We start from the raw sequence: 20,872 nt of genomic DNA, 5'->3' as shown, positions 1-20,872 counted from the left end.
ATTAAGGATTTGGTTGTTCCATGTTTCACATAATGAATAAAAAACTTTTTTAAATTTATTTTTTCTCTGTTTTGAAGCAGAAGTATTCAATGAAAAAGTATGCTACCATAAGGAGAGAATTTTATTAAAGGAGGGTTCTATGTGAAAAATATGATTGATGTGAAACATCTGACCAAAAGTTACGGCACTCGTTTCAATCAAACCAAAGTATTAGATAACCTTTCTTTTGCAGTGGATCAAGGAGAATTTGTCGGGGTCATGGGGCCCAGCGGCGCTGGGAAAACGACCTTGATGAATCTGTTGTCTTCAATCATGCGACCTAGCTTAGGCTCGATCTATATCGATGGCAAAGACATTACCCGAATGTCGGAAAAAGCCCTCAGTGATTTTCGTCGTCAGCAGATCGGTTTTATCTTTCAAGACTTTAATCTTTTAGAGACGTTGACTGCCAGAGACAATATCTTGCTTCCCCTTGCCATTGATCGTTTGCCCGTAAGTGAAACCCAAGAGCGCATTGAACAAACGGCCAATTTGTTAGGAATCGAGCACTTGTTAGATCGCTACCCAGAAGAATTGTCTGTAGGGCAAAAACAAAGGGTCGCTGCTGCTCGGGCGATCATCAGTCGTCCGGCGGTCCTTTTTGCTGATGAACCCACGGGAGCCCTTGATTCAAAAGCGGCAACAGAATTGTTACGGTATCTAGCGCAAATCAATCAACAAGAAAAAACGACGATCTTGATGGTCACGCATGATCCTTTCACCGCCAGCTACTGCAACCGAATTTTATTCATCCGAGACGGTGTCTTCTTTGCAGAAGTCGTCAAAAAAGGCGGGCGTCAGGAATTTTTTGAAAAAATCATCGATATGCAGGCAACGATTGGAGGCGGTCCGCGCCATGTTGTTTAAAATCGGCTGGCGGAGTTTTTTGCGGCAGTTTCGCAACTATATGGTGTACTTTATTTGTATGATGACCGCTGTGATGATTTTTTATTCCTTTAACGCCCTGATGAATGATCGTCTGCTGAATCAACGGGTCCAGCAAGATATCCGCATTGAAGGGGTTTTAGGATTCGGCAGCAGTGTGGTTGCCTTTGTCGTCTTGTTTTTTATGCTGAGTGCCAATCATTTTTTTCTTAGTCAGCGGCAAAAAGAAATCAGTGTTTACCAGCTTTTGGGGCTGCGGCAAGGTCGTCTGGCTTGGCTGTTGCTGCGGGAAACGTTTCTATTGAACTTTTTCTCTTTAGTGACCGGCATCTTTATGGGGATTATTTTTTCGAAATTTTTTTCTATGATTTTGATTCGAGCGATGGGCTTGAATTTAACGAGTCATTTCTTTAATTCGCCCCAATCGATTTTTTCAACGGTTTTTGTCTTTATCGCGGCGATGATTATTTTGAGTATTCAAGTGATCCTTTTTGTATGGCGTACCCCAATGAGTGAGCTGATTAAGACTGAATACCGCTTACCGATCAAGAAAATGAAAATGACCCCGTTTCGTTCATTAATGGGGGTTCTAGGTCTGATTCTACTGGGGGTAGGCTACTATTTGTCTTTGACCCTGCGGGAAACTTGGACCAACTATATCACGTACACACAAGATTTTTCAGCAATTTTATGGATTCCTTTATTGATTCTGTTTTGTTGTGTGACGGCAACCTATCTTTTTTTTGATTGCTCGTTACCGGCACTGTTATATTTTTTGAGCAAGCCGAAAAAACGTCTTATCAAAGGGGCGAAACTGATTGCTTACAATAACGTGCGGGCTTACTTGCAAAGAACGTGGAAAAGCTATGCGCTTTTGACGATCATCACAGCGATCGCAATCTCCCTGATCGGGGGAACGATGGGGGTCATCTCATTAAACTATCAAGCAACGAACCGCATTTATCCAACGTCCTTTCAAGTGTCAGAAGAGCAGGCAGATACCTTGCGGGACCTTTTAGAAAAAGCCGATACACCGATTATTGCCGAACAATCGATTCCCTATAAAATGACCAATATGACGGTTCAAACCCGTTACCTTGGAGAGTTGCAAGACGAAAATATTGAAAATATCATGGTGAATCTGGTCGCTTTTTCTGATTATCAGCGTCTGCGAAAACTGGTTCCCGATGCCCCGGAGATTCAACTGAGTACCGATAAACAAGCGGTGCTTTTTGACAGTCAATACGATGTGACTCGTTCGTTTATCACCTATCGCGATGAGGTCAAAATCGGCAGTCAACATACGTTCAAACTCATTCAAGCAGAACAGGATTATTTTGGGGATTCTGCCTTGCGCTATTCCTTGCCGAATGTCCTTGTCATCCAAGATGATGCGTACCAGCAAGTTGAGGGCTTCACCTATAGCGTTGCTTATTTACAAACAGACAAGGTGCAAACGGAGAGCTTGACTCAGCTGCTAGATGAAGAGCTGCCGATTGAGTGGACGCATCCTTTGACCTATGAGTTTAGCGATGACCAAAAAAGCGTGCGTTTTTATCCAGAGACTGCCCGAGATTCCACCAGTGAGAATAACCAGATGACCGCATATCGACTGACCTTAGCGAATCGTTTTACAACGATGCGCGGCGTGCGGCGGCAAGCAGGAATCGTTTTGTTTGTGTCATTATTTGTAGGTGTGATCGTTTTGATCACGACATCCAGCAGTTTGATCGTTCGGCAATTTTCAAATACCGAGCGGGAGAAACACAATTACCGATTATTGACCAAACTAGGTTACACCCGAAAAGAAGTACGCAAACTCGTTTACTGGCAAAACATCTGGATTTTTATGCCAGGTACGCTACTGGCGATCTTGCATGCCGTCTTTGCCATCAATACCTTCACCCAAATCATCGACAGTCCTGGGTATTGGGTCGCTCATTTGTTTGCGGCAGTTGCAGCAGTCGTCTATCTATTTGCCTATTTGATTACCGTCAAGCTGTGTCTGCGAATAATTGAAACTTGATTGAATTCTTGATAAAACGATCCTTAGAATTGAAGCGAACCTTACAAGTTAGACCAAAAAATCTAATCTTGAGGATCACTACAAAACGAGGATCGTTTTTTCATTTAACCAATCTTTTTGTATTTCCCTCTGGCACCAGATTAAGAGAATGGTATAATCATAATCAATGAGACAAAGGAGGAAGCAAGATGGAGAAAAAAGAAGAACAGCTTTTAATAGACCTAACGACTGCACGTGGGGTTCCTGGGAATGAGGAGGAAGTGCGTGAAGTCTTTAAAGAATATGCCAAAGACTTTGCTGAAGATATCTTTTTTGATGGTTTAGGAAGTGTCATTGCCAAACATGTTGGTGATGGCGGTGGACCGAAAATTTTTATATCGGGACATATGGATGAAGTCGGCTTTATGGTAACTAAAATCACAGAAAAAGGCTTTATTGAATTCCAGACCCTTGGTGGTTGGTGGGGGCAAGTGATGCTGGCACAGCAAGTCGAGATCAAAACCAATGAAGGCAAATTGATCCACGGTGTCGTCGGTTCAAAACCACCCCATGTTTTGAGTCCAGAGACTCGAAATAAACCGTATGATATCAAAGATATGTTCATTGATATCGGCGCTTCAAGTGAAGAAGAAGCCAAAGGCTGGGGGATCCGTCCGGGAGATATGATCACCCCTTATATCCAATACAAACGGATGAACGACAGCAAATTTTTATTAGCCAAAGCATGGGACAATCGCATCGGTACGGCGGTATCACTGCGGGTATTAGAAACCTTGGCAGCAGAAGGACATCCCAACTGCTTGTTTGCTGGCAGTGACGTGATGGAAGAAGTTGGCCTAAGAGGGGCGCGAACAAGCACTCACTTAGTGAATCCCGATATCGCGATCGCACTAGATACTGGTACCGCTGGGGACACACCTGGAATGACACCAAAAGAAGCGGATTCTGTGTTAGGCAAAGGCCCACAAGTCCTGATTTTCGATGCTTCCATGATTCCTCACAAGAAATTATTGAATTTTGTGATCGATGTCGCAGAAGAGATGGAAATTCCTTTCCAATATACCGTAATCACTGGTGGAGGAACCGATGCTGGTCAAATGCATTTGACTCGTGATGGGGTCCCTTCGATCGCTATTACCGTGCCAGTTCGTTACCTGCATTCTCATACTTCTGTCATTCATGAGGATGATTACTTCAATACAGTCAAGCTTGTAACGGAAGTGGTTCGCCGCTTAGACGATAAGACCGTTAAAGCATTGCGTAGCTATTAAGGTGAGTCTATGAGATCAAATACAATGATTCGAGAGACAGCTAAAAACTCCTTGCGCGGATTCTGGGGAACGTTCGTCTTAAGTATTTTAGCGACGGTTGCTGTACAAGCGGTCGTCAATTCACTGTTCAGTAGTTTAGGCTCTTCCGTAGGGACAACCAACGCAGGAAATTGGCTTGATTTTATTTTGGACAATTTTGTCTTCTTTGCGTTTTCAGTAGCATTGAGTATCATGGCACTCTATCTGGTTCGTGGCAGAGGAATCAAGGTGGCGGATATTTTTCTCGTATTTGATAAACGATTCTATGTGCCGTTTTTGCTATTAAATTTGGTGAGTACCTTCTTAAACTATCTTTTAAGCTTTGCGATTTTCTTGCCGCAATTTGTCTTATCAGGCCTTAATCAATATTTGGACTTGGTATTCAATTTTAATCGGGGAATCTCTATTGATTTGGCGATGTTTAATGGCTCCCTAGCTTTTGTACTCGGGACTTTTCTCGCCATCATTTTGTTCTTCTTTTTGTCACAAGTCGTTACTGGTGTGATCCAATTAGCGATCTATCTGCGCTATGATCAACCGGAATTAGGGGTTCTTCAGTCAATTAAAGTGGCCTTTGCGCTCTTGCGTCCACATCTGGGTCAATACATTTGGCTACAGCTATCATTGATTGGTTGGTTTATTCTCGGCTTTTTGGCACTGATGATCGGTATGCTATGGGCAAACGCCTACGCTTATGCAGTTAATGCAGTATTTTATGAGGAATTGATCAATGAACAACGAGCGCTGATCAGATAAACAAAAAAGACGATGGCCCATTGGTCTGGCTCCCTGCAGATAGAGTAAAAAACTCATTCATAGGGTTCTACCAATAGACGTCGTTTTTTTCTCGTTTTCTCGCTCTTTTTTTGCAAAAAAATGGTCGGATTTTAGTCAAATCAGCTGAGATGTGATAGCATAAAAGAAGTAGAAAACCAGCTTGAGCCAAAGAGGAGGAAACACAAGTGAAAATAACTGTCTTAGGTTGTTTAGGTGCCTATCCGTATAATGGTGAAGGGACTACTGGCTATTTAGTTGAGTCGGAAGGCTTTCATTTGCTGCTTGATGCGGGAAGCACCACCTTGGTCCAACTAGAAAAAATCCTTGATCCCTTAGACTTAGATGCAGTGATTCTGACGCATTACCATCACGATCATATTGCGGATCTAGGCGTATTGCAATACTATTGGCAATTATATCCAGGAAACGAAGAACGCCAGGTTTTGCCGATCTACGGACATGGGGAGGACACTGTTCATTTTGAAAGCCTGACGATGCCTGGAGTGACACAAGGAATTGATTACCTCCAAACGGAGTCATTGGAATTGGGCCCGTTTACCATTACCTTTATGAAAACGATCCATCCAGTCACTTGCTATGCCATGCGATTTGTTGAGAAAAGCACAGGCAAGGTTTTTGTTTTTACAGGCGATTCTGGCTACTTAGAATCTTTTGTTCCGTTTGCACAAGGAGCTGACCTGTTTTTGGCAGATACCTATCTTTTTGCAGGCAATGAGCGGCACAAGGCTCATTTTACGTCAAAAGAAGCAGGGGAGATTGCCCATGCGGCGCAGGTAAAAAAATTAATGTTGACGCATTTGCCGCAACACGGTGATTTAGAACAGTTACGAGAAGAGGCTGCACTAGCTGCCAATGGGATCCCCGTTGAATTGGCGGCTGTTCAAAAAATAATTGAAATCATCTAATTAGGAGGAACGAATAGTATGCTTTTTGTACCGAACGAACTGAATGACCCACGCATCAATTTAGCCATCGAGATTTTTCTTCTTCAAGAAATGAAAGTGGATGAACCAATCTTACTTTTTTACATTAATGAACCATCGATTATCATTGGACGCAATCAAAATACGATCGAAGAGATCAATAAGGAATATGTGGATGAACATGGGATCCATGTCGTTCGTCGTTTCAGCGGCGGCGGTGCAGTCTATCATGATTTCGGAAACTTGAATTTCAGCTTTATTATGCCTGACGATGGGAATTCTTTCAGAGATTTTGAAAAACTGACCAAACCAATCGTCCAAGCTTTACATGAGATGGGGGTTGAAGGGGCGCAACTAAAAGGCCGCAACGACCTTGTGATCAATGACATGAAGTTTTCTGGGAATGCGATGTACGCAACAAATGGTCGGATGTTTGCTCATGGCACGATCATGTTTGACAGTGACATCAATGAAGTAGTCAACGCCTTGAAAGTCCGTAAAGACAAAATCGAATCAAAAGGCATCAAATCGATCCGTTCAAGAGTGACCAACATCAAACCATTCTTGCCAAAAGAGAAGCAAGACATGACGACTGAAGAGTTCCGTCAAGAAATCTTATTGAAGATTTTTGGTGTCGATTCCGTGGAAGACGTCAAAACCTATGAACTAACAGAAGAGGATTGGGTCAAGATCAATGAGATTTCCGATAAGTATTATCGTAACTGGGATTGGAATTACGGCAAATCACCAGCCTTTGATATAGAACGTCGTCATCGATTCCCGATCGGCTCCATCGAAGTTCGTTTAAATGTGGCAGAAGGAAAAATCACAGATGCCAAAATCTTTGGCGACTTTTTCGGCCTAGGGGACATTGCAGATGTAGAACAAGCACTGATCGGTACTCGTTATGCCAAAGAAGATTTGGCACAAGTCATTGTCAACATTGATGTCAAAAAATATTTTGGCAACATCACGACTGAAGATTTTCTTTCATTGATTTATTAAATAAAAAACGAAGCAGCCTTTTCCATCTGGCTGCTTCGTTTTTTATTAGTATGCGCGGGCGATCCAAACGGTGTGTTTGGCAGGTTTCCCGCTGACGATATCGACCGTTTTTTCCATTGGCGCTTCAAACGGAATGTTTCGGGTAGTAAAGCCAGTTTCTTCTTTGATTTTGGCTTCGGTTTCTTCCGAGCCGTCCCAACCGATCAAAACAAAACCAGTCACTTTGTCTTCTTGTTTGCACGTTTCGATATGGGCTTTTAGTTCATCCAATGTATCGATGTTGGTATACTCATTTTCTTTGTTTCGTTCCTTCGCAGCTGCTAATAAACGTGGAGTCATTGCTTGTAATTCTTGGTCAACAAACGCTTCTAATTCCTCAAGCGCCACCGTTTGCTTGTCAGGTAGGTCACGGACTTTGACCATGACTTTGCCAGCTTCTAAATCTCTTGGGCCACATTCGATTCGCAAGCAAGCGCCTTTTAGTTCCCATTCATTGAATTTATAGCCAGGTGAGTTATCAGAATCATCCAAACGAACACGAATGCCCTTGGCTTTAAAGTTGGCATACAGTTCTTCTAATTTTTCTAAGATGGCTGGATTCTTTTTCCAAGGACCGACTGGTAACAACACAACTTGGGTTGGTGCAATGGTTGGTGGGAAAACTAAACCATTTTCATCGCCATGGGTCATGATCAAGGCACCTAACAAGCGGGTAGAGACACCCCAAGAGGTTGTGTGGGCATGGGTATGCTTGTTTTCTTTCGTTAAATACGTAATATCAAATGCTTCAGCAAATTTTGTCCCCATGTAGTGGCTGGTTCCTGCTTGGACTGCTTTGCCGTCTTTCATCATCGCTTCGATCGAATACGTATCTACTGCCCCCGCAAAGCGCTCAGATGGGGTTTTTTGTCCACGATAAACAGGGATCGCTAGAAATTCTTCGCAAAGGCGGGCATATTCATCTAAGACTTTCATGGTGCGTTGACGAGCATCTTCTTCATTTTCGTGAGCGGTATGACCTTCTTGCCATAAAAACTCTGAGGTACGCAAGAAAGGCAGTGTTTTCTTTTCCCAACGAAAGACGTTTGCCCATTGATTGATTTCATAAGGCAGGTCACGGTAGGAGTTGATCCAATCAGAAAAGGCAGAGCCGATCATGGTTTCTGAGGTTGGACGCAAGGCCAAAGGTTCTTCCAGTTTTTCGTTGCCGACTTCTGTGACCCAAGGTAATTCAGGGGCAAAGCCTTCGATATGATCCGCTTCCTTCATAAAGAAATTTTGCGGAATCAGCATTGGGAAGTATGCATTGCGAATGCCTTCTTTTTTCAAGAAACGATTGAACTCCTCTTGAATATGTTCCCAAAGTTCGAAACCGTCAGGACGGAAAATAATGGAACCTTTCACTGGGGAGTAAGCCATTAATTCGGCTTTTTGGATCGTTTGGATATACCATTCTGTAAAATCATTTTTTTGTGTCATTGTTTTTCCTCCTTAAAAAAATAAAAAAGCATCTCGTCCTAAAAAAGGACGAAATGCTTGGATTTCGCGGTACCACCTTTGTTGATTATCAATAGGGATAATCCAACTCGTAAAGGATAAGGCCTTTCCACCGACCGTTTTGCGGTCATTGCCATTGGGTAGGTTCATTTTATCAGCGGGTGTCGATTTTTCAGCTACCATCGACTCTCTAAGACCATCATAAAATTACTATTCCAATGCTTGTTGCTGTTCTTTATCATGCTAAAGCGAAAAAGCGAAAAAAGCAAGAGTTTTTTCGCTTTTTCTTAAAATAGACCGTTTAACGTATCGGAGAAAAGGCAGTCAGTCAAAAGACAGCAGATCCGCTTTAGCGGCAAGTGTCAAACGCAAAAAATGAAAACCATCTGAATCCTCGATACGCAGACTTCCTTGATAGACAAGACAAATTTGTTCCAGCATTTGCACATCGGTATGGATCGCCTGTCGTTTTGCTTCGTCAGTTTGCAGTTTTTCTGCCTCATCCTCTGTTAAAAGCGGCATTTGACAGTCGATATGCAGCTGTTCTTTTGTGTCAGTCACTTTCAACGAAAGCCTGCGATTTTGAGGATCTGTGACCGAACAGGTGTAGCGGATGGCGTACTCTAAGCAATGGGCGATCAAGGACAGACGATCATTTTCTTCCAATCGTTCCAGTGGTTCCGTGAGGTCATCGCAGGTAAGCGTGATCCTTTTTTGAGCGGCGGTGTGTTGATAATCAGCAAGCAGCATCGTCGTGATCGATTCTTTTTCAACCGCAGGGATCGTTAGCTGCTGCTTGATTTCTTCTTCAATCTCGCAAAGACCTTCATACGCAGCCGCTAGTTGTTCATCTTCTAACATGTCCTTAACGGTATGGGTTCTCTTTTAGATGGTTTGTAAAACTTGCTGCCATTGTGCCGTTTGATCTGGACCGATCGCTTGCTGATTTTCATACAATCGCACTTTGATGTCTGCCGTGTCGATCTGCTTATTTTTGCCTTCACTGGCAAAAAAGAGTTCGAGGAACCCATAACAAGTAAAAATAAGTATCAGTAAGAAAAAGATGATCGAGCGCCAATTGATGTCAGATTGCGGGAGGACTAAAATATCCTGGATATACAAGAACCCATGACCGATTGCCGCGACAACGATCCAAGGTGCACAAAGGACATAAAATTGATTCTTTTTTAACGCCTCATAAATCGCCGCAAACGAAGTCACAAAGGTGCTGGTGATATTTAATAAAAACAGATAGTTCATGACGACAGGCAAACTTTGTTTTTGAAAAAGTGCCAGAAACATGGCAAAGATCCCGAAGGAGTAGTGAACAAACAACCATTTCTGATAATACTTACGTACGAAGTGCATGTTTGTGTAGTAAAACCCAATCAAAAACATGGGCGTAATAATCGAAAGAAAATTTAACATAAATGAATTCACGATGGGAGAAAAAAGCAGTCCGCCTAGCAGATCCCCGAAGCCGGCTTCTAAACCTGCACTTAAGGCAAAGCCACTGAATAAAATGGAAGATACTTTCAGCTTTCTTTGGTTGATAAAAGAAACGAAGAGATAAAATAAATTAAGGATACAAATAAATCCGGTAAATAAGAGGATATAGATATTCAAAATTGAAAGACTAAAAACATAACCGATCAATGCATTGGCAGGACCGAAAAAGACTTCGGCTGGAAAGCCAGAATAGGTGTCGAAAGGACTAGTCACGTAGATCTTCAACGTTTTTCCAACGTAATCCTCTGGCAATGTGATAAAAGATAAGGTTTTTCCGGGATGGTTGAAGGTCAATGAATGTTCGGCAGCTTCATTGGTATAAATTTCTTGATCATCCAAATAGACGGTCATGTGTTGATGATCGCCAATCAGTAGCATCGTTGGATATTTGTATTCATTGGTCATTTTTCGCTGCATGACAAATCGATCATTGGCTTTTACGCTAGGTAAATATTTCACATAACGGCTAATAAAAGTAGAATCAGGATTGTCTTCCGCATAAAAAATCCAATCTTCCTTCTTCTCCACGGTATGGTTATCAGAAGTAGGAGATAAGAAGAGTATAAGAAAAAAACCGATGCTTCCTAGCAAAAATAGAACGAGTAGGATAAAAGGAATCCAACGTTTTAAAAAGAACTTGTTATTTAAAAAAAGCATACTTTTTCTCCTATGTTTTTTAATCGCCTTTAGCATAATATAAATAGTAAAATAATGTCAAATAATAATCAGAAAAAATACGCATAAAAATTCAATGAATCGTTTTTAAATATTTGAAAAAAAATTAATTATGTTATAGAATCGAAAAAGAAACTGAGGCTTAGAAGGAGAAAAAAAAATGAAACTTTTGCCAAAACAAAGTATCATGCTCTCGCTTTTTGTACTGCTGTTTATGCTGATTTCTGTTTTAGCGGTCGTGATTCCTCATGCGTTTGGTTTCACAATGGCCATCGTTAACAGCGATGCAATGGAACCTACCTATTCCGAAGGGACATTACTTTTTGTTAAAAAGGCTTCAGAAGACAATTTGGTCGTTGGCAATGAAGTGACCTATTATGTCGATCACGGCAGACAGATGCGCACACGGCGAATCGTTGCAGTGGGAGAAAACCAATCGGTGCTTTATGCGATCGGTGATAACCAAAGCCAGATGGAACCAAAAGAAATCCAAAAAAGCCAATTGATTGGGCAACCCATTTTTTATATCCCTAAAGTAGGGGCTTGGTTCAATCAAACGACGATCCAGCTTTTTAAAAACATGTATTTCCTTTTCGCAATGTATATTTTAGTGACCACCTTGTTTGTAACGCTCTATCAAATCAAATCTGGATCCATAAAAAAATCAATCATCTCTTAGCCATAAGAAGGAAAAAGCCAAAGAAACGGCAGTGTTTCTTTGGCTTTTTCTCTTTTTCCCCTTCATAAGATCAGGGTTCCAGCGAGGCCGATTATCAGACAAAAAGATAGAAAGAGCATATCGGCGAAAGTGATGCGAAATGACTTGGCGTAGGTTCGCTTTGCCTCGCTGTCAAATCCTCTTGAAAGCATCGCAGTCGCCAAGAGCTCAGACCAACGAATCGATTTGACCAGTAAAGGGATCAGCATCTTGAATGAAAATGGATTGACAGGGATTCCTCTAGAACGCATGCTATTACGGATATTCTGATACTCGGCTGGAATGATGGGCGCAATTTGAAACGCAGCGAGCAGACCATAGGCAAAAACGGCGGGGAGTCGCAGCTGTTGCTGAAGCGAATAAATCAGCTCATTGATCGTGGTCGATACACTGAAAGAACTGCCCAACATACCAAAGCAATAGATACGGCTCGCCATGTCAAGTCCATAGCGCATAGCTGCTGCTGAGGAGGAGCCACCTTGGTTGTCCTGGTAGTAAAGGAGTCCGGTGAAAAAGACCCCCACAGCTGCCAAGGTCAATGCAGAAACAAGCAAAAGGCTTTTTTTCAAAGAGCGTTCGTTTACAGAAACAGCAAAGAACAGGACACAGAGTAGCAGATTCAATCTGAAATTATTTTGAAAAGAAACCAGTAAGGCGAGTCCTAAAATGGCGAATAACTTGACTGTCGGGTTGAGGGTGCGCATCTATGTCCTCCTTTTCATAATGATTAAAATCAATGATTTGTGAACAAAATGCTTCCAATAATAAGACATCGTGACTGACGATCAACACTAAGGTGCCACTTGCGGCTTTTTCGGCTAACAGCTGCATGACCTGCCAAGCTTGCTTGACATCTTGGCCATAGGTCGGTTCATCCACCAACAGTAATTTGACTGGTCGCTGCAATAAAGCTGCTACTGCCAAGCGTCTTTGCTGGCCTTGGCTGAGTAGAAAAGGGGACTGAGTGCTCTTGTTTTGCAGTCGCAATTTTTCCAGCAATTTGTCACTCTCGGTCGCTGCACGTCCTTGGCTAAGCTCCTGTGCCACTGTAGCAGCCAAAAACTGATCCTGCGGATTTTGCATGATCCAGCTGATGGACCGAAAAGGGGAGGGATGCTTCTTGATCGGATCCCCGCACAGGCGAATGGTTCCTGAGTACGCCTGCTGCTGCAAGATCGCTTTTAAAAAAGAAGATTTGCCGCTGCCGCTACGTCCGGTAAGCCCAATCATTGCCCCACTATCAAAGGTAAGATTCGGAAAAACAATCGCTTGGTTACGGATCGGCAGGCGAAAATCTTGAAAAGATAGCCGCTCTTTTGCAGAAAGTTTCTTAATCTCAACAGGCGGTAGTGACCTGCGCAGCTCCTGATCGAGTGTGCGCATCTTTTCTTGATCGACGGATCTGAACCCTTCTTCAATCAGCAGCCACTCAGCTACCCAGTCAGCAGTTTCTTTGATTTGATGGTCGATCAGTAAGATGCCAATGGCATGTTGCTTTTGGAGCTGTCGCAGTTTTCGAATGACTTTTTGACTTGTGTCGGCGTCCAAATTGGCAAATGGTTCATCCAAAAGCAAGTAGCGACTCTTTAAAATCAGACAACAAGCCAATGCTACTAACTGTTTTTCACCGCCAGACAGAGTCGTAAAGGGCTGATCGGCAAGATGGCTGATCTCGCAAAACGTCAAGGCTTCCGCTACTTTTATTGGCATGTCGGCTTGGGGAGTACATTGATTTTCAAGACAAAACAGTAGTTCTTCTCGAGGAGTAGCCATACAAAATTGCATATCAGGATTTTGAAACAGTAAGCTGATCGACGTGCTTCTTTCTCGAATGGAAAGCTGGTTTAGCGTTCGGTCATCGATCGTATAGGTTCCTTCCTCAAACCCTTTCTCGTTAAGCCCCGCTAAGAGGTGGAAAAGAGTGCTTTTTCCTGTTCCTGAAGCACCATAGATTCCTTTTGTTTCTCCGGGGGCTAAAGACAGTGTCAGATCAAGCCGTTTTTGATCCACGAAAAAGCAGCCGTTTTTCACGAGCAGACTCATGCCGCTTCTCGTTTGGCGCTAATGGTTTGGTCTTCAGCAATCGGGTAACTGTTGAGAACGCCCATGCGTGTCAGATGGTCACAGACGATCTTCACCAAAAAGGCGGAAAAGAATAAAGAAGAAAGCAAGCGAATAATAAAAATCACCACCAACAACTGCCATTGCAAGTCAACGAAATTTGACCGAATGATCCCCCAAAGAAAACTCGTGATCGTGGCGCCAATGGCACCAGTGAGCAAAGGGAACCAGCCATAGCGACGGTAGCCACCCAATGCAAAGCCAGCTTCTGTTCCAATCCCTTGTACAAACCCACTGATAAAAATAATCGGTCCATAAAAATTCCCCATAAACACTTCTAAAAGTGCGGCGATCATCTCAGTGATCGTCGCTGCGCCCGGTTTGCGCAGCACATAGCCAGCAAAAGCCGCTGCCATGAACCAAACCCCGAAAATAAACTCATTTGCTAAAACAGACAAACCAAAGGGGGTTAAAAGCGTACCTAACAACAGCCCAAAATGAACAGCGCCCAAATAGATCACGCCAAAAATCAACGAAGCGATCCCCACCATAATGACATCTTTTAAGACCCATTTAGTCATGCGACACCGCCTTCTTTTTGGAAGGACTGTTGACTGAGACCGTTGCTTCTAACACATAATGGGGAAGATGGTCATGGGCATACGCTAATGCCGCTTCAAAATACCCAAAGAGTTGGTTGGCCGTTCCCGTCAGCATCGTGACATAATGGGCGGAGCGAGGCGCCAGACCATAGGTTTCTGCCAGTTGGACGATGGTGGCGATTTCTTCCATATAATTGTTTTCCCCAAATACATAAAACGAATATTTGCAATCCACGTCAAACGTACCATTTACAAGATTGCTTGCTTTATTGGGTTGTGCCTGTTCTCCATTCAAAAACGCGTCACCTGCAGAATCGCCAGGACAGCCCTTGGAAAAAGTAAACTCACCCACGAGGTGTGTCTTGGATTCGTAAGCGTTGATAAATAGCCCAGCTGCCGCATCGACAACACTTGGGGCTTCCCCTCGGAAAAGGGTGCTGAACAGATCGGTTTGCTGCCAAACAGCTGTTGTATCCGTCCGCTCAATGCTCGTTACGATTTGTTGCGCAAAGTGGTCTTTCATGGGGTACAAACTTACTCGGCACCCAGTGATATCGATCCCGCCTGCGGTACAGGCGATTGGTTCATTTGTCATTTTCTCTTCTCCTCTCGATGGTTTTTCTGTCTACAAAAAAAGCGTTCCTCCTTTTTCTATCCACACGTAGACAGAAAAAATGGGAACGCGAAAAATCATGCGCTGCCACTTCCCTACGTTGGTACTAACCAAATCAGGTTCTAAGGGACCAGACTTACGTCTATCTCAGCATAAAGCGCCCCTAGTGGATAATCTTCTATTCAATTACCCCTCGAGTGTAGCACAGGACCCAGCAAAGGACAATAAAAAGAGATGTTCGACGATTGAAAGAAATCAGCAGAGCAAGTCTTTCAAGGAAATTTCTTCGCTGATATCTGTGGTGGTACATATGAAGGTTTTTACATATAAAAAAACAAGTGAAAAAGCGGTTGACAGGTTGCAAATAGTTGTGTAAAGTATAAAACCGATGGTAAAACGTAAACGTTACGTTTTGTTTTTATAAATCGTAATTGATTTATCAGTATTTTACCAAGGGAAAGAAAAAGAGGAAAAATAAAAGGAGTGTAGTTAGAAAATGAAGAAGTTTTTTAAAATAACGATGTTATCAGCAGTAGCCCTCGCTTTGGCTGCCTGTGGTCAAGGGGGATCTGACGCTACGGAGCAGTCAGGAAACGACTCTTCTGAGAATGAACAAATTCAGGTCATGGCCACGTTTTATCCGATGTATGATTTTACACGCCAAGTCGTAGGGGAGGAAGGGCAGGTCGAATTATTGATGCCCGCAGGCACTGATTCCCACGACTACGAACCTTCTGCAAAGGACATGGCAAAGATCCAAGATGCGGATGTCTTTGTCTACAACAATGAAAACATGGAAATGTGGGTTCCTTCGATTGAAGCTACGTTAAATGATGGAGATGTGACCGTGGTCAAAGCCACAGAAGGAATGGTCTTACTTCCGGGAGACGAGGATCATGATCATGACCACGATCATGGCGATGATGGTCATTCCCATGAATTGGATCCCCATGTTTGGTTAGCACCAAGCTTAGCCATGAAACAAGTAGAAGCGATCCGTGACCAACTAAGTGAGGCGTATCCTGCGAAAGCGACAGCCTTTGCTGAAAATGCTGCGAATTATTTAGCAAAATTACAAGAGCTTCATGCATCTTATGAAGAAGCGTTTAGCAATCCAGCGCAAAATCACTTCGTGACCCAGCACGCAGCTTTTGGTTACTTGGCGTTGGAATACGGGTTGACCCAAGTACCGATCTCTGGTCTTTCACCAAGCGAGGAACCTTCCGCTTCACGAATCGCAGAATTAAAAGAGTTCGTTCAAGAAACAGGCATTCAAACGATTTACTTTGAAGAAAATGCCAAAGACAGCATTGCCCGGACGTTAGCATCAGAAGCAGGAGTCGAATTGGCTGTTTTGAACCCATTAGAAGGCTTGACCCAAGAACAAATGGATAATGGGGAAGACTATATTTCGATTATGGAACAAAACCGTGATGCCTTGAGAAAAACGACCGATGTAGCAAATGACAAAGAAATAGCGGAAGCCGAAAAAGAAAAAACGGTTTATAACGGCTATTTCGAGGATGCAGATGTACAAGATCGTCCATTATCTGATTGGGCAGGAGAATGGCAATCCGTGTATCCATTTTTACAAGACGGAACATTAGACCAAGTGTTTAATTATAAAGCAAAAATGGACAAGAAAATGACGGCTGACGAATACAAAGAGTATTATACGACCGGTTATCAAACAGATGTTGCTCAGATTAAGATCACAGACAATACAATGACGTTTATCTTCGATGATGGCACAGAGAAAGAAGCCAATTATGTGTATACTGGCAAAGAGATTTTGAACTATTCCGCTGGTAATCGTGGCGTACGTTTCTTGTTTGAAAGCACTGACGAAGATGCGGCATTCAAATACATTCAATTCAGCGACCATATGATCGCACCAAGTGCGTCCCATCATTTCCATATCTACTTCGGCAATGATAGTCATGAAGCCTTATTAGAAGAAATGGATCATTGGCCTACCTATTACCCAACTGGGATGAGTGGATTAGAAATTGCACAGGAAATGCTTTCCCATTAAAAAAAAAGATTGACAATCCTCGCTCTTTTCGTCAAAGTAAACTTGATAGGAAGGAGCGAGAATTTTTTTGGAAAAAACATTGAAGAAATTAGCGAAAGTGATTGACCGCATGATGGATCACGTTGATTTGTATGGCGGACCAAGTGTGGTTAGTGACGACGATCTTGAACACTACTTAGATCCTGTTTTTTACTTGATCTTTTGCGCGGAAACAGATGGTGGCATGACTAAATTAAAAGACAAAGTCTTTGTCGAATCGGTGTACACCGAAATGCTGCCTCAAGAAGTACCGTACAGTTTAAATTTTCTTCCGTTTGCCAAAACAGCCATTGAAGACTTTTATTACTGCATGTATAAAGAAAAGCATATCACCAAATCACAATACCAAGAAATCGCCTTTGTATTGGCTGAAAAACAACCTATCTTTTTCGCACGGATGTCCAAACCCCAGTTTTGGTCAGCTGAAAAGAAAGAAGCGATGTTAGCGATGATTCAAGACACCGATCCTGAAGAACATGAACTATTGCCTGTTGATGACCCGCGTATTGCTGCAATCTCGCCAAAAATCGTCCCATTTCCAACGAAACATACGGCCTTTGATGAAACGGCGAATACACCAGTCGCCTATCAGATCCGTATTGATTTAGAAGGATACCGTCCGCCAATTTGGCGTCGTTTGATCATTCCTGCAGGGCTGACCTATGAGCAGCTGCATATGTTGATTCAGATTGCCTTTGAGTGGATGAATCAACATTTGTACTTGTTTATTGCCGGTTCGAAATCGATCGGCTTAGGCAATTCCGTACCAACGGATGCTTCCGGTATTGACCAAGATTTTCAGTATTGCAAGTCCATGACCTACATTTATGATATGGGGGCAGATTGGACACATAAGATCAAAATTGAAAAAGTGTTGACCACAGAAGATCACCCAGATCCCGTCGTTCCAGTTTGTATCAAAGCTGTTGGCGATGTTCCAATTGAAGATGCCTTTGATGACGATTTCCGAGAACCACTGGATCGCGAGATCATCAATGAAGTGTTACTCGATTATTGGGAAACAGGAGAATATGTTTAGCGATCAGCTAGAAGACTGTATCGTAACTCTGCAAGACTATCAATGACAACCACCAGAACCGCTAGGGTCTGGTGGTTTTTTAGTCTTCTGTCAAAGACGCTTCTTGATATATTCTGTCATCGGTTTTGTGTAGCTCGAGAAGTTTTTGGGTTGAGACCCTCCATCATTGATCCGATTGGCTAGGAGATAACCGATATAAGGCCCGGTCGTTAACCCAGAAGAACCAAGTCCACTGGCGGCGAACAAATTCGTTTCATCAGGCACTTCCCCAAAGAACGGGGCAAAATCAGAAGTGTAGGCACGCGTGCCAACGCGCATGGTCATAGGCGATGCAAAGAGTGCTTCGGGGTCTTTAAGAAAAGCACCGATTCCTGTCATTAATTGCTGCTGGGCTGCTTCCGTTGGTGTTAAATCCCAACCCGCATCGTTTTCATGGGTGGCTCCTAATAAAATTTGCCCATCAGAGAAGGGAATCAAGTCACCCTCGCCCTCTAGCATGGCGACCGGCCAACTGTTTGTCGGCAGGCTGGTGGCAAAAGAGAGCAACTGGCCTTTTTGCGGACGGATATCAACCTGATACCCTAAAGGTGATAACAAGTCTAGCAATCCCGGTCCAGCTGTCAGGCAAAGAATCTCCGCCTCAAGGAGTTGATTCTTTGTTTTGATTTGCCAATGGTTGTCGTTTCTGACGATCTCAGCTTTTTCTTCAATAAAAGCAACTTGCTGCTGCTGAGCCGTTGCTTTTAAGTGGGCAAGATAAGCTTGGCCATCTAAGCGACCACCGCCTGAAATCCGTAAAGAGGGCATTTCTTTAAGTAATGGCAATACCTCTTTGGTTTGTGGGCCCGTCAGTAAGTCGATTTCACCGATTTCTGGTGCCGCTTTACGTCGATTTTCAGCTAATTCTGCCAGTTCTTGAAGCGCCTTTTCTGGTCGCACCACCAAAGTGCCACAGGGGGCATAGATGGATTCATCCAAAGCAAAATCCCGCACCAATTGTGGAAAAAACGCGGCACCGTCTTGTGCTAACTGGTACCATTTTTTATTGCGGCGTTTGGAGAGCCAAGGGGAAATGATGCCAGCGCTAGCAGACGTTGCTTGCCCGATAAGGGAATCAATGACAGTCACGTCAAATTTGGTTTTATCAAGATAATTGGCGAGGGTCAAACCGATGATCCCACCGCCGATAATCACAACTTTTTTCATAGTAGAAGACTCCTTTGGTTGATTTCAATGAAAAGCGAATAAAAAGCGAAAGTTCTCTTAATGCCGTTTTCTTTGCGTACTTAATTGCGTATAATAAGGAAATGGAAAAGAGGGTATTATGCAAACTATTCAAACAGTCTTAAAAGAACATTTTGGCTATTCACAGTTTCGTGAAGGTCAAGAGACGATTATTCAATCTATTTTAACACAACAAAATGTTTTGGGGATCATGCCCACAGGTGGAGGGAAATCCATTTGTTATCAATTGCCAGCGCTTTTGCTGGATGGAGTGACCTTGGTCATCTCCCCTTTGATTTCATTAATGAAAGATCAAGTAGACAGCCTCGTTGATATGGGGATTCCAGCTGCCTACATCAATTCTTCCTTGACAGGAGCACAGATCAATCAACGCTTGCAAGAAGCTCGTCAAGGACGAATCAAGCTGCTGTACGTTTCTCCAGAACGTCTGGACTCAGAAGCTTTTCGCTATTCGCTACGGCAGATGCCGATCGCTTTGTTAGCCGTTGATGAGGCCCACTGCATTTCCCAATGGGGGCATGATTTTCGCCCCAGCTATCTGCGGCTCGCCGAAACGATCGACAATTGGGAACAAAAGCCAACGATCGTAGCCCTTACCGCGACAGCTACGCCCAAAGTTGCCGAAGATATCGAAAACTTACTTTCGATTCCAGCTGAAAATCAAGTCAAGACCGGCTTTGCGCGGGAAAATTTGGCTTTTCAAGTCGTCAAGGATCAAAAAGATACCTACATAACGACATATTTGAAAATGAACCAAGGACAATCAGGTATTATTTACGCCAGCACCCGCAAAGAAGTGGAACGAATCTATCACCTGTTGAAGCATGAACACGTGTCAGTCGGGTATTACCATGGCGGGCTTTCAGAAGAAGAGCGCTCCTTTTTCCAAGAAGAATTTCTCTATGATCGCCTGCAAGTGATGGTAGCCACTAATGCATTCGGGATGGGAATCAACAAAAGCAATGTCCGTTTCGTGATCCATGCCCAGATACCTGGAAACTTGGAGTCTTATTATCAGGAAGCCGGGCGTGCCGGACGAGACGGCGAACCCAGTGATGCGATCTTACTCTATGCTCCGCAAGACATGCAGATCCAGCAATTCTTTATCGATCAATCCGAATCAGACATTCTTTATCGCCAAAACGAATACTTGAAGTTGCGGGAGATGAGCCAATACGGACATACCCAACTGTGTTTGCAGCGCTATATTTTGCGTTATTTCGGAGAAGATGGACCCGATTGCGGTCGTTGCAGCAATTGCCTTGATGAAAGAGAACAAGTGGATATCACAGTGGATACACAAAAAGTGTTGTCATGTGTGAAACGAATGGGCGAACGCTTTGGGAAAGCCTTGGTGGGGAAAGTGCTAACTGGCTCTGGCGATCAAAAAGTCAAACAGTGGGGCTTTGAAAAGTTACCAACTTATGGATTAATGAAAGATTGGTCCCAAAAGGAAGTCAATCAGCTGATCGATTATTTAACAGCATCAGGGTATCTTTTGCCGTCTGAAGGGCAATACCCTTTGTTAAGTGTGACCAATGCGGGGATTGATGTGTTGCTTGGAAAAGCAAAAGTTTATAGAAAACAAACCAAAGTCAAACAGTTAGTGGTGGATGATGAGCTATTCGATCAACTGCGCACCTTACGATTGAATCTCGCACAAGAACAAAATTTGCCGCCATATGTGGTTTTTTCTGATAAAACACTACGAGAATTGGCGGAAGTTCAGCCAAAAACGCCGATCGAGTTTTTACAGATCAAAGGAGTTGGCCAAAACAAGTTGGATAAGTATGGCTACGCCTTTTTAGCATTGCTTTCTGAATACGAAAAGACGGAAAGTGACTAAAATAGAC

At 43.2% G+C, this 20,872-nt stretch carries 18 protein-coding genes, 1 riboswitch and 1 other annotated feature; of the genes, 10 read left to right on the top strand and 8 right to left on the bottom strand.

All coding sequences use genetic code 11. The features are described 5' to 3' along the window. Window positions 1–141: 141 nt before the first annotated feature. The 6 genes from IGJ44_RS10020 to IGJ44_RS09995 all read left to right on the top strand — a co-directional run bounded on the left by IGJ44_RS10020 (window position 142) and on the right by IGJ44_RS09995 (window position 6,986). Window positions 142–906, top strand: coding sequence for an ABC transporter ATP-binding protein (locus IGJ44_RS10020; protein ID WP_005229848.1), 765 nt, complete (start codon window positions 142–144; stop codon window positions 904–906). After that, window positions 896–2,950: an FtsX-like permease family protein gene (locus IGJ44_RS10015; protein WP_060793061.1), complete on the top strand. Its 2,055-nt coding sequence runs from the start codon at window positions 896–898 to the stop codon at window positions 2,948–2,950. Before IGJ44_RS10020 ends, IGJ44_RS10015 begins: the two co-directional genes overlap by 11 nt. Before the next feature lie 188 nt (window positions 2,951–3,138). After that, entirely contained in the window at window positions 3,139–4,221 is a 1,083-nt protein-coding gene (locus IGJ44_RS10010) for a M42 family metallopeptidase (RefSeq protein WP_010749523.1), read from the top strand. 9 nt (window positions 4,222–4,230) lie between these two features. Then, a complete protein-coding gene (locus IGJ44_RS10005; RefSeq protein WP_240934886.1) occupies window positions 4,231–5,016 on the top strand; it encodes a DUF975 family protein in 786 nt (261 codons plus the stop codon). A gap of 206 nt (window positions 5,017–5,222) precedes the next feature. Continuing rightward, complete coding sequence (locus tag IGJ44_RS10000; protein WP_060793059.1) at window positions 5,223–5,963, top strand: MBL fold metallo-hydrolase; 741 nt, start codon at window positions 5,223–5,225, stop codon at window positions 5,961–5,963. A gap of 18 nt (window positions 5,964–5,981) precedes the next feature. Further along, the gene (locus tag IGJ44_RS09995) at window positions 5,982–6,986 is read left to right on the top strand and encodes a lipoate--protein ligase (RefSeq protein WP_167827061.1); all 1,005 of its coding nucleotides are present in this window, start codon (window positions 5,982–5,984) and stop codon (window positions 6,984–6,986) included. A 45-nt stretch (window positions 6,987–7,031) separates the two neighbouring features. Here IGJ44_RS09995 and proS read toward each other — a convergent pair whose 3' ends face one another. The 3 genes from proS to IGJ44_RS09980 all read right to left on the bottom strand — a co-directional run bounded on the left by proS (window position 7,032) and on the right by IGJ44_RS09980 (window position 10,520). Next, entirely contained in the window at window positions 7,032–8,465 is a 1,434-nt protein-coding gene (proS, locus tag IGJ44_RS09990) for a proline--tRNA ligase (RefSeq protein ID WP_142968228.1), read from the bottom strand. 41 nt (window positions 8,466–8,506) lie between these two features. Then, window positions 8,507–8,711, bottom strand: a binding site (T-box leader). 96 nt (window positions 8,712–8,807) lie between these two features. After that, window positions 8,808–9,344: a hypothetical protein gene (locus tag IGJ44_RS09985; RefSeq protein WP_430605684.1), complete on the bottom strand. Its 537-nt coding sequence runs from the start codon at window positions 9,342–9,344 to the stop codon at window positions 8,808–8,810. A gap of 24 nt (window positions 9,345–9,368) precedes the next feature. Then, the gene (locus IGJ44_RS09980; protein ID WP_430605683.1) at window positions 9,369–10,520 is read right to left on the bottom strand and encodes a hypothetical protein; all 1,152 of its coding nucleotides are present in this window, start codon (window positions 10,518–10,520) and stop codon (window positions 9,369–9,371) included. 307 nt (window positions 10,521–10,827) lie between these two features. Between IGJ44_RS09980 and IGJ44_RS09975 the strand changes: the two genes are divergently transcribed. Next, window positions 10,828–11,346, top strand: a complete 519-nt coding sequence (locus IGJ44_RS09975) for a S24/S26 family peptidase (protein WP_167827059.1) — start codon at window positions 10,828–10,830, stop codon at window positions 11,344–11,346. Window positions 11,347–11,408: 62 nt separating this feature from the next. Here IGJ44_RS09975 and IGJ44_RS09970 read toward each other — a convergent pair whose 3' ends face one another. From IGJ44_RS09970 to IGJ44_RS09955, 4 genes are read right to left on the bottom strand one after another with little or no spacing between them, the layout of a single operon-like run. Then, window positions 11,409–12,089, bottom strand: a complete 681-nt coding sequence (locus tag IGJ44_RS09970) for an energy-coupling factor transporter transmembrane component T (protein WP_081116613.1) — start codon at window positions 12,087–12,089, stop codon at window positions 11,409–11,411. After that, window positions 12,016–13,428, bottom strand: coding sequence for an ABC transporter ATP-binding protein (locus IGJ44_RS09965; RefSeq protein WP_142968224.1), 1,413 nt, complete (start codon window positions 13,426–13,428; stop codon window positions 12,016–12,018). Before IGJ44_RS09965 ends, IGJ44_RS09970 begins: the two co-directional genes overlap by 74 nt. Then, window positions 13,425–14,027, bottom strand: a complete 603-nt coding sequence (locus IGJ44_RS09960) for an ECF transporter S component (protein ID WP_081116615.1) — start codon at window positions 14,025–14,027, stop codon at window positions 13,425–13,427. Before IGJ44_RS09960 ends, IGJ44_RS09965 begins: the two co-directional genes overlap by 4 nt. Next, window positions 14,020–14,643, bottom strand: a complete 624-nt coding sequence (locus tag IGJ44_RS09955; protein ID WP_081116616.1) for a YkoF family thiamine/hydroxymethylpyrimidine-binding protein — start codon at window positions 14,641–14,643, stop codon at window positions 14,020–14,022. The genes IGJ44_RS09960 and IGJ44_RS09955 overlap by 8 nt, the downstream gene beginning before the upstream one ends. Before the next feature lie 93 nt (window positions 14,644–14,736). Next, a riboswitch (TPP riboswitch) is annotated at window positions 14,737–14,836 on the bottom strand. A 321-nt stretch (window positions 14,837–15,157) separates the two neighbouring features. Between IGJ44_RS09955 and IGJ44_RS09950 the strand changes: the two genes are divergently transcribed. Next, the gene (locus tag IGJ44_RS09950) at window positions 15,158–16,696 is read left to right on the top strand and encodes a metal ABC transporter solute-binding protein, Zn/Mn family (protein WP_430605682.1); all 1,539 of its coding nucleotides are present in this window, start codon (window positions 15,158–15,160) and stop codon (window positions 16,694–16,696) included. Between the two features lie 67 nt (window positions 16,697–16,763). Then, a complete protein-coding gene (locus tag IGJ44_RS09945) occupies window positions 16,764–17,774 on the top strand; it encodes a plasmid pRiA4b ORF-3 family protein (RefSeq protein ID WP_074535188.1) in 1,011 nt (336 codons plus the stop codon). A 90-nt stretch (window positions 17,775–17,864) separates the two neighbouring features. On the opposite strand, the gene IGJ44_RS09940 is transcribed toward IGJ44_RS09945, so the two are convergent. Beyond that, entirely contained in the window at window positions 17,865–18,980 is a 1,116-nt protein-coding gene (locus tag IGJ44_RS09940) for an NAD(P)/FAD-dependent oxidoreductase (RefSeq protein WP_074535189.1), read from the bottom strand. Between the two features lie 118 nt (window positions 18,981–19,098). On the opposite strand from IGJ44_RS09940, the gene recQ reads away from it, so the two are divergent. Beyond that, the gene (gene recQ, locus IGJ44_RS09935; protein ID WP_142968220.1) at window positions 19,099–20,865 is read left to right on the top strand and encodes a DNA helicase RecQ; all 1,767 of its coding nucleotides are present in this window, start codon (window positions 19,099–19,101) and stop codon (window positions 20,863–20,865) included. Window positions 20,866–20,872: the final 7 nt, after the last annotated feature.

This window comes from Enterococcus sp. DIV1368d (assembly GCF_050542975.1).
In the GTDB taxonomy this organism is placed as follows: Bacteria; Bacillota; Bacilli; order Lactobacillales; family Enterococcaceae; genus Enterococcus_D; species Enterococcus_D casseliflavus.
Note: the sequence above shows the minus strand (reverse complement) of the source record. Positions and strands in the feature narration are given on the sequence as shown.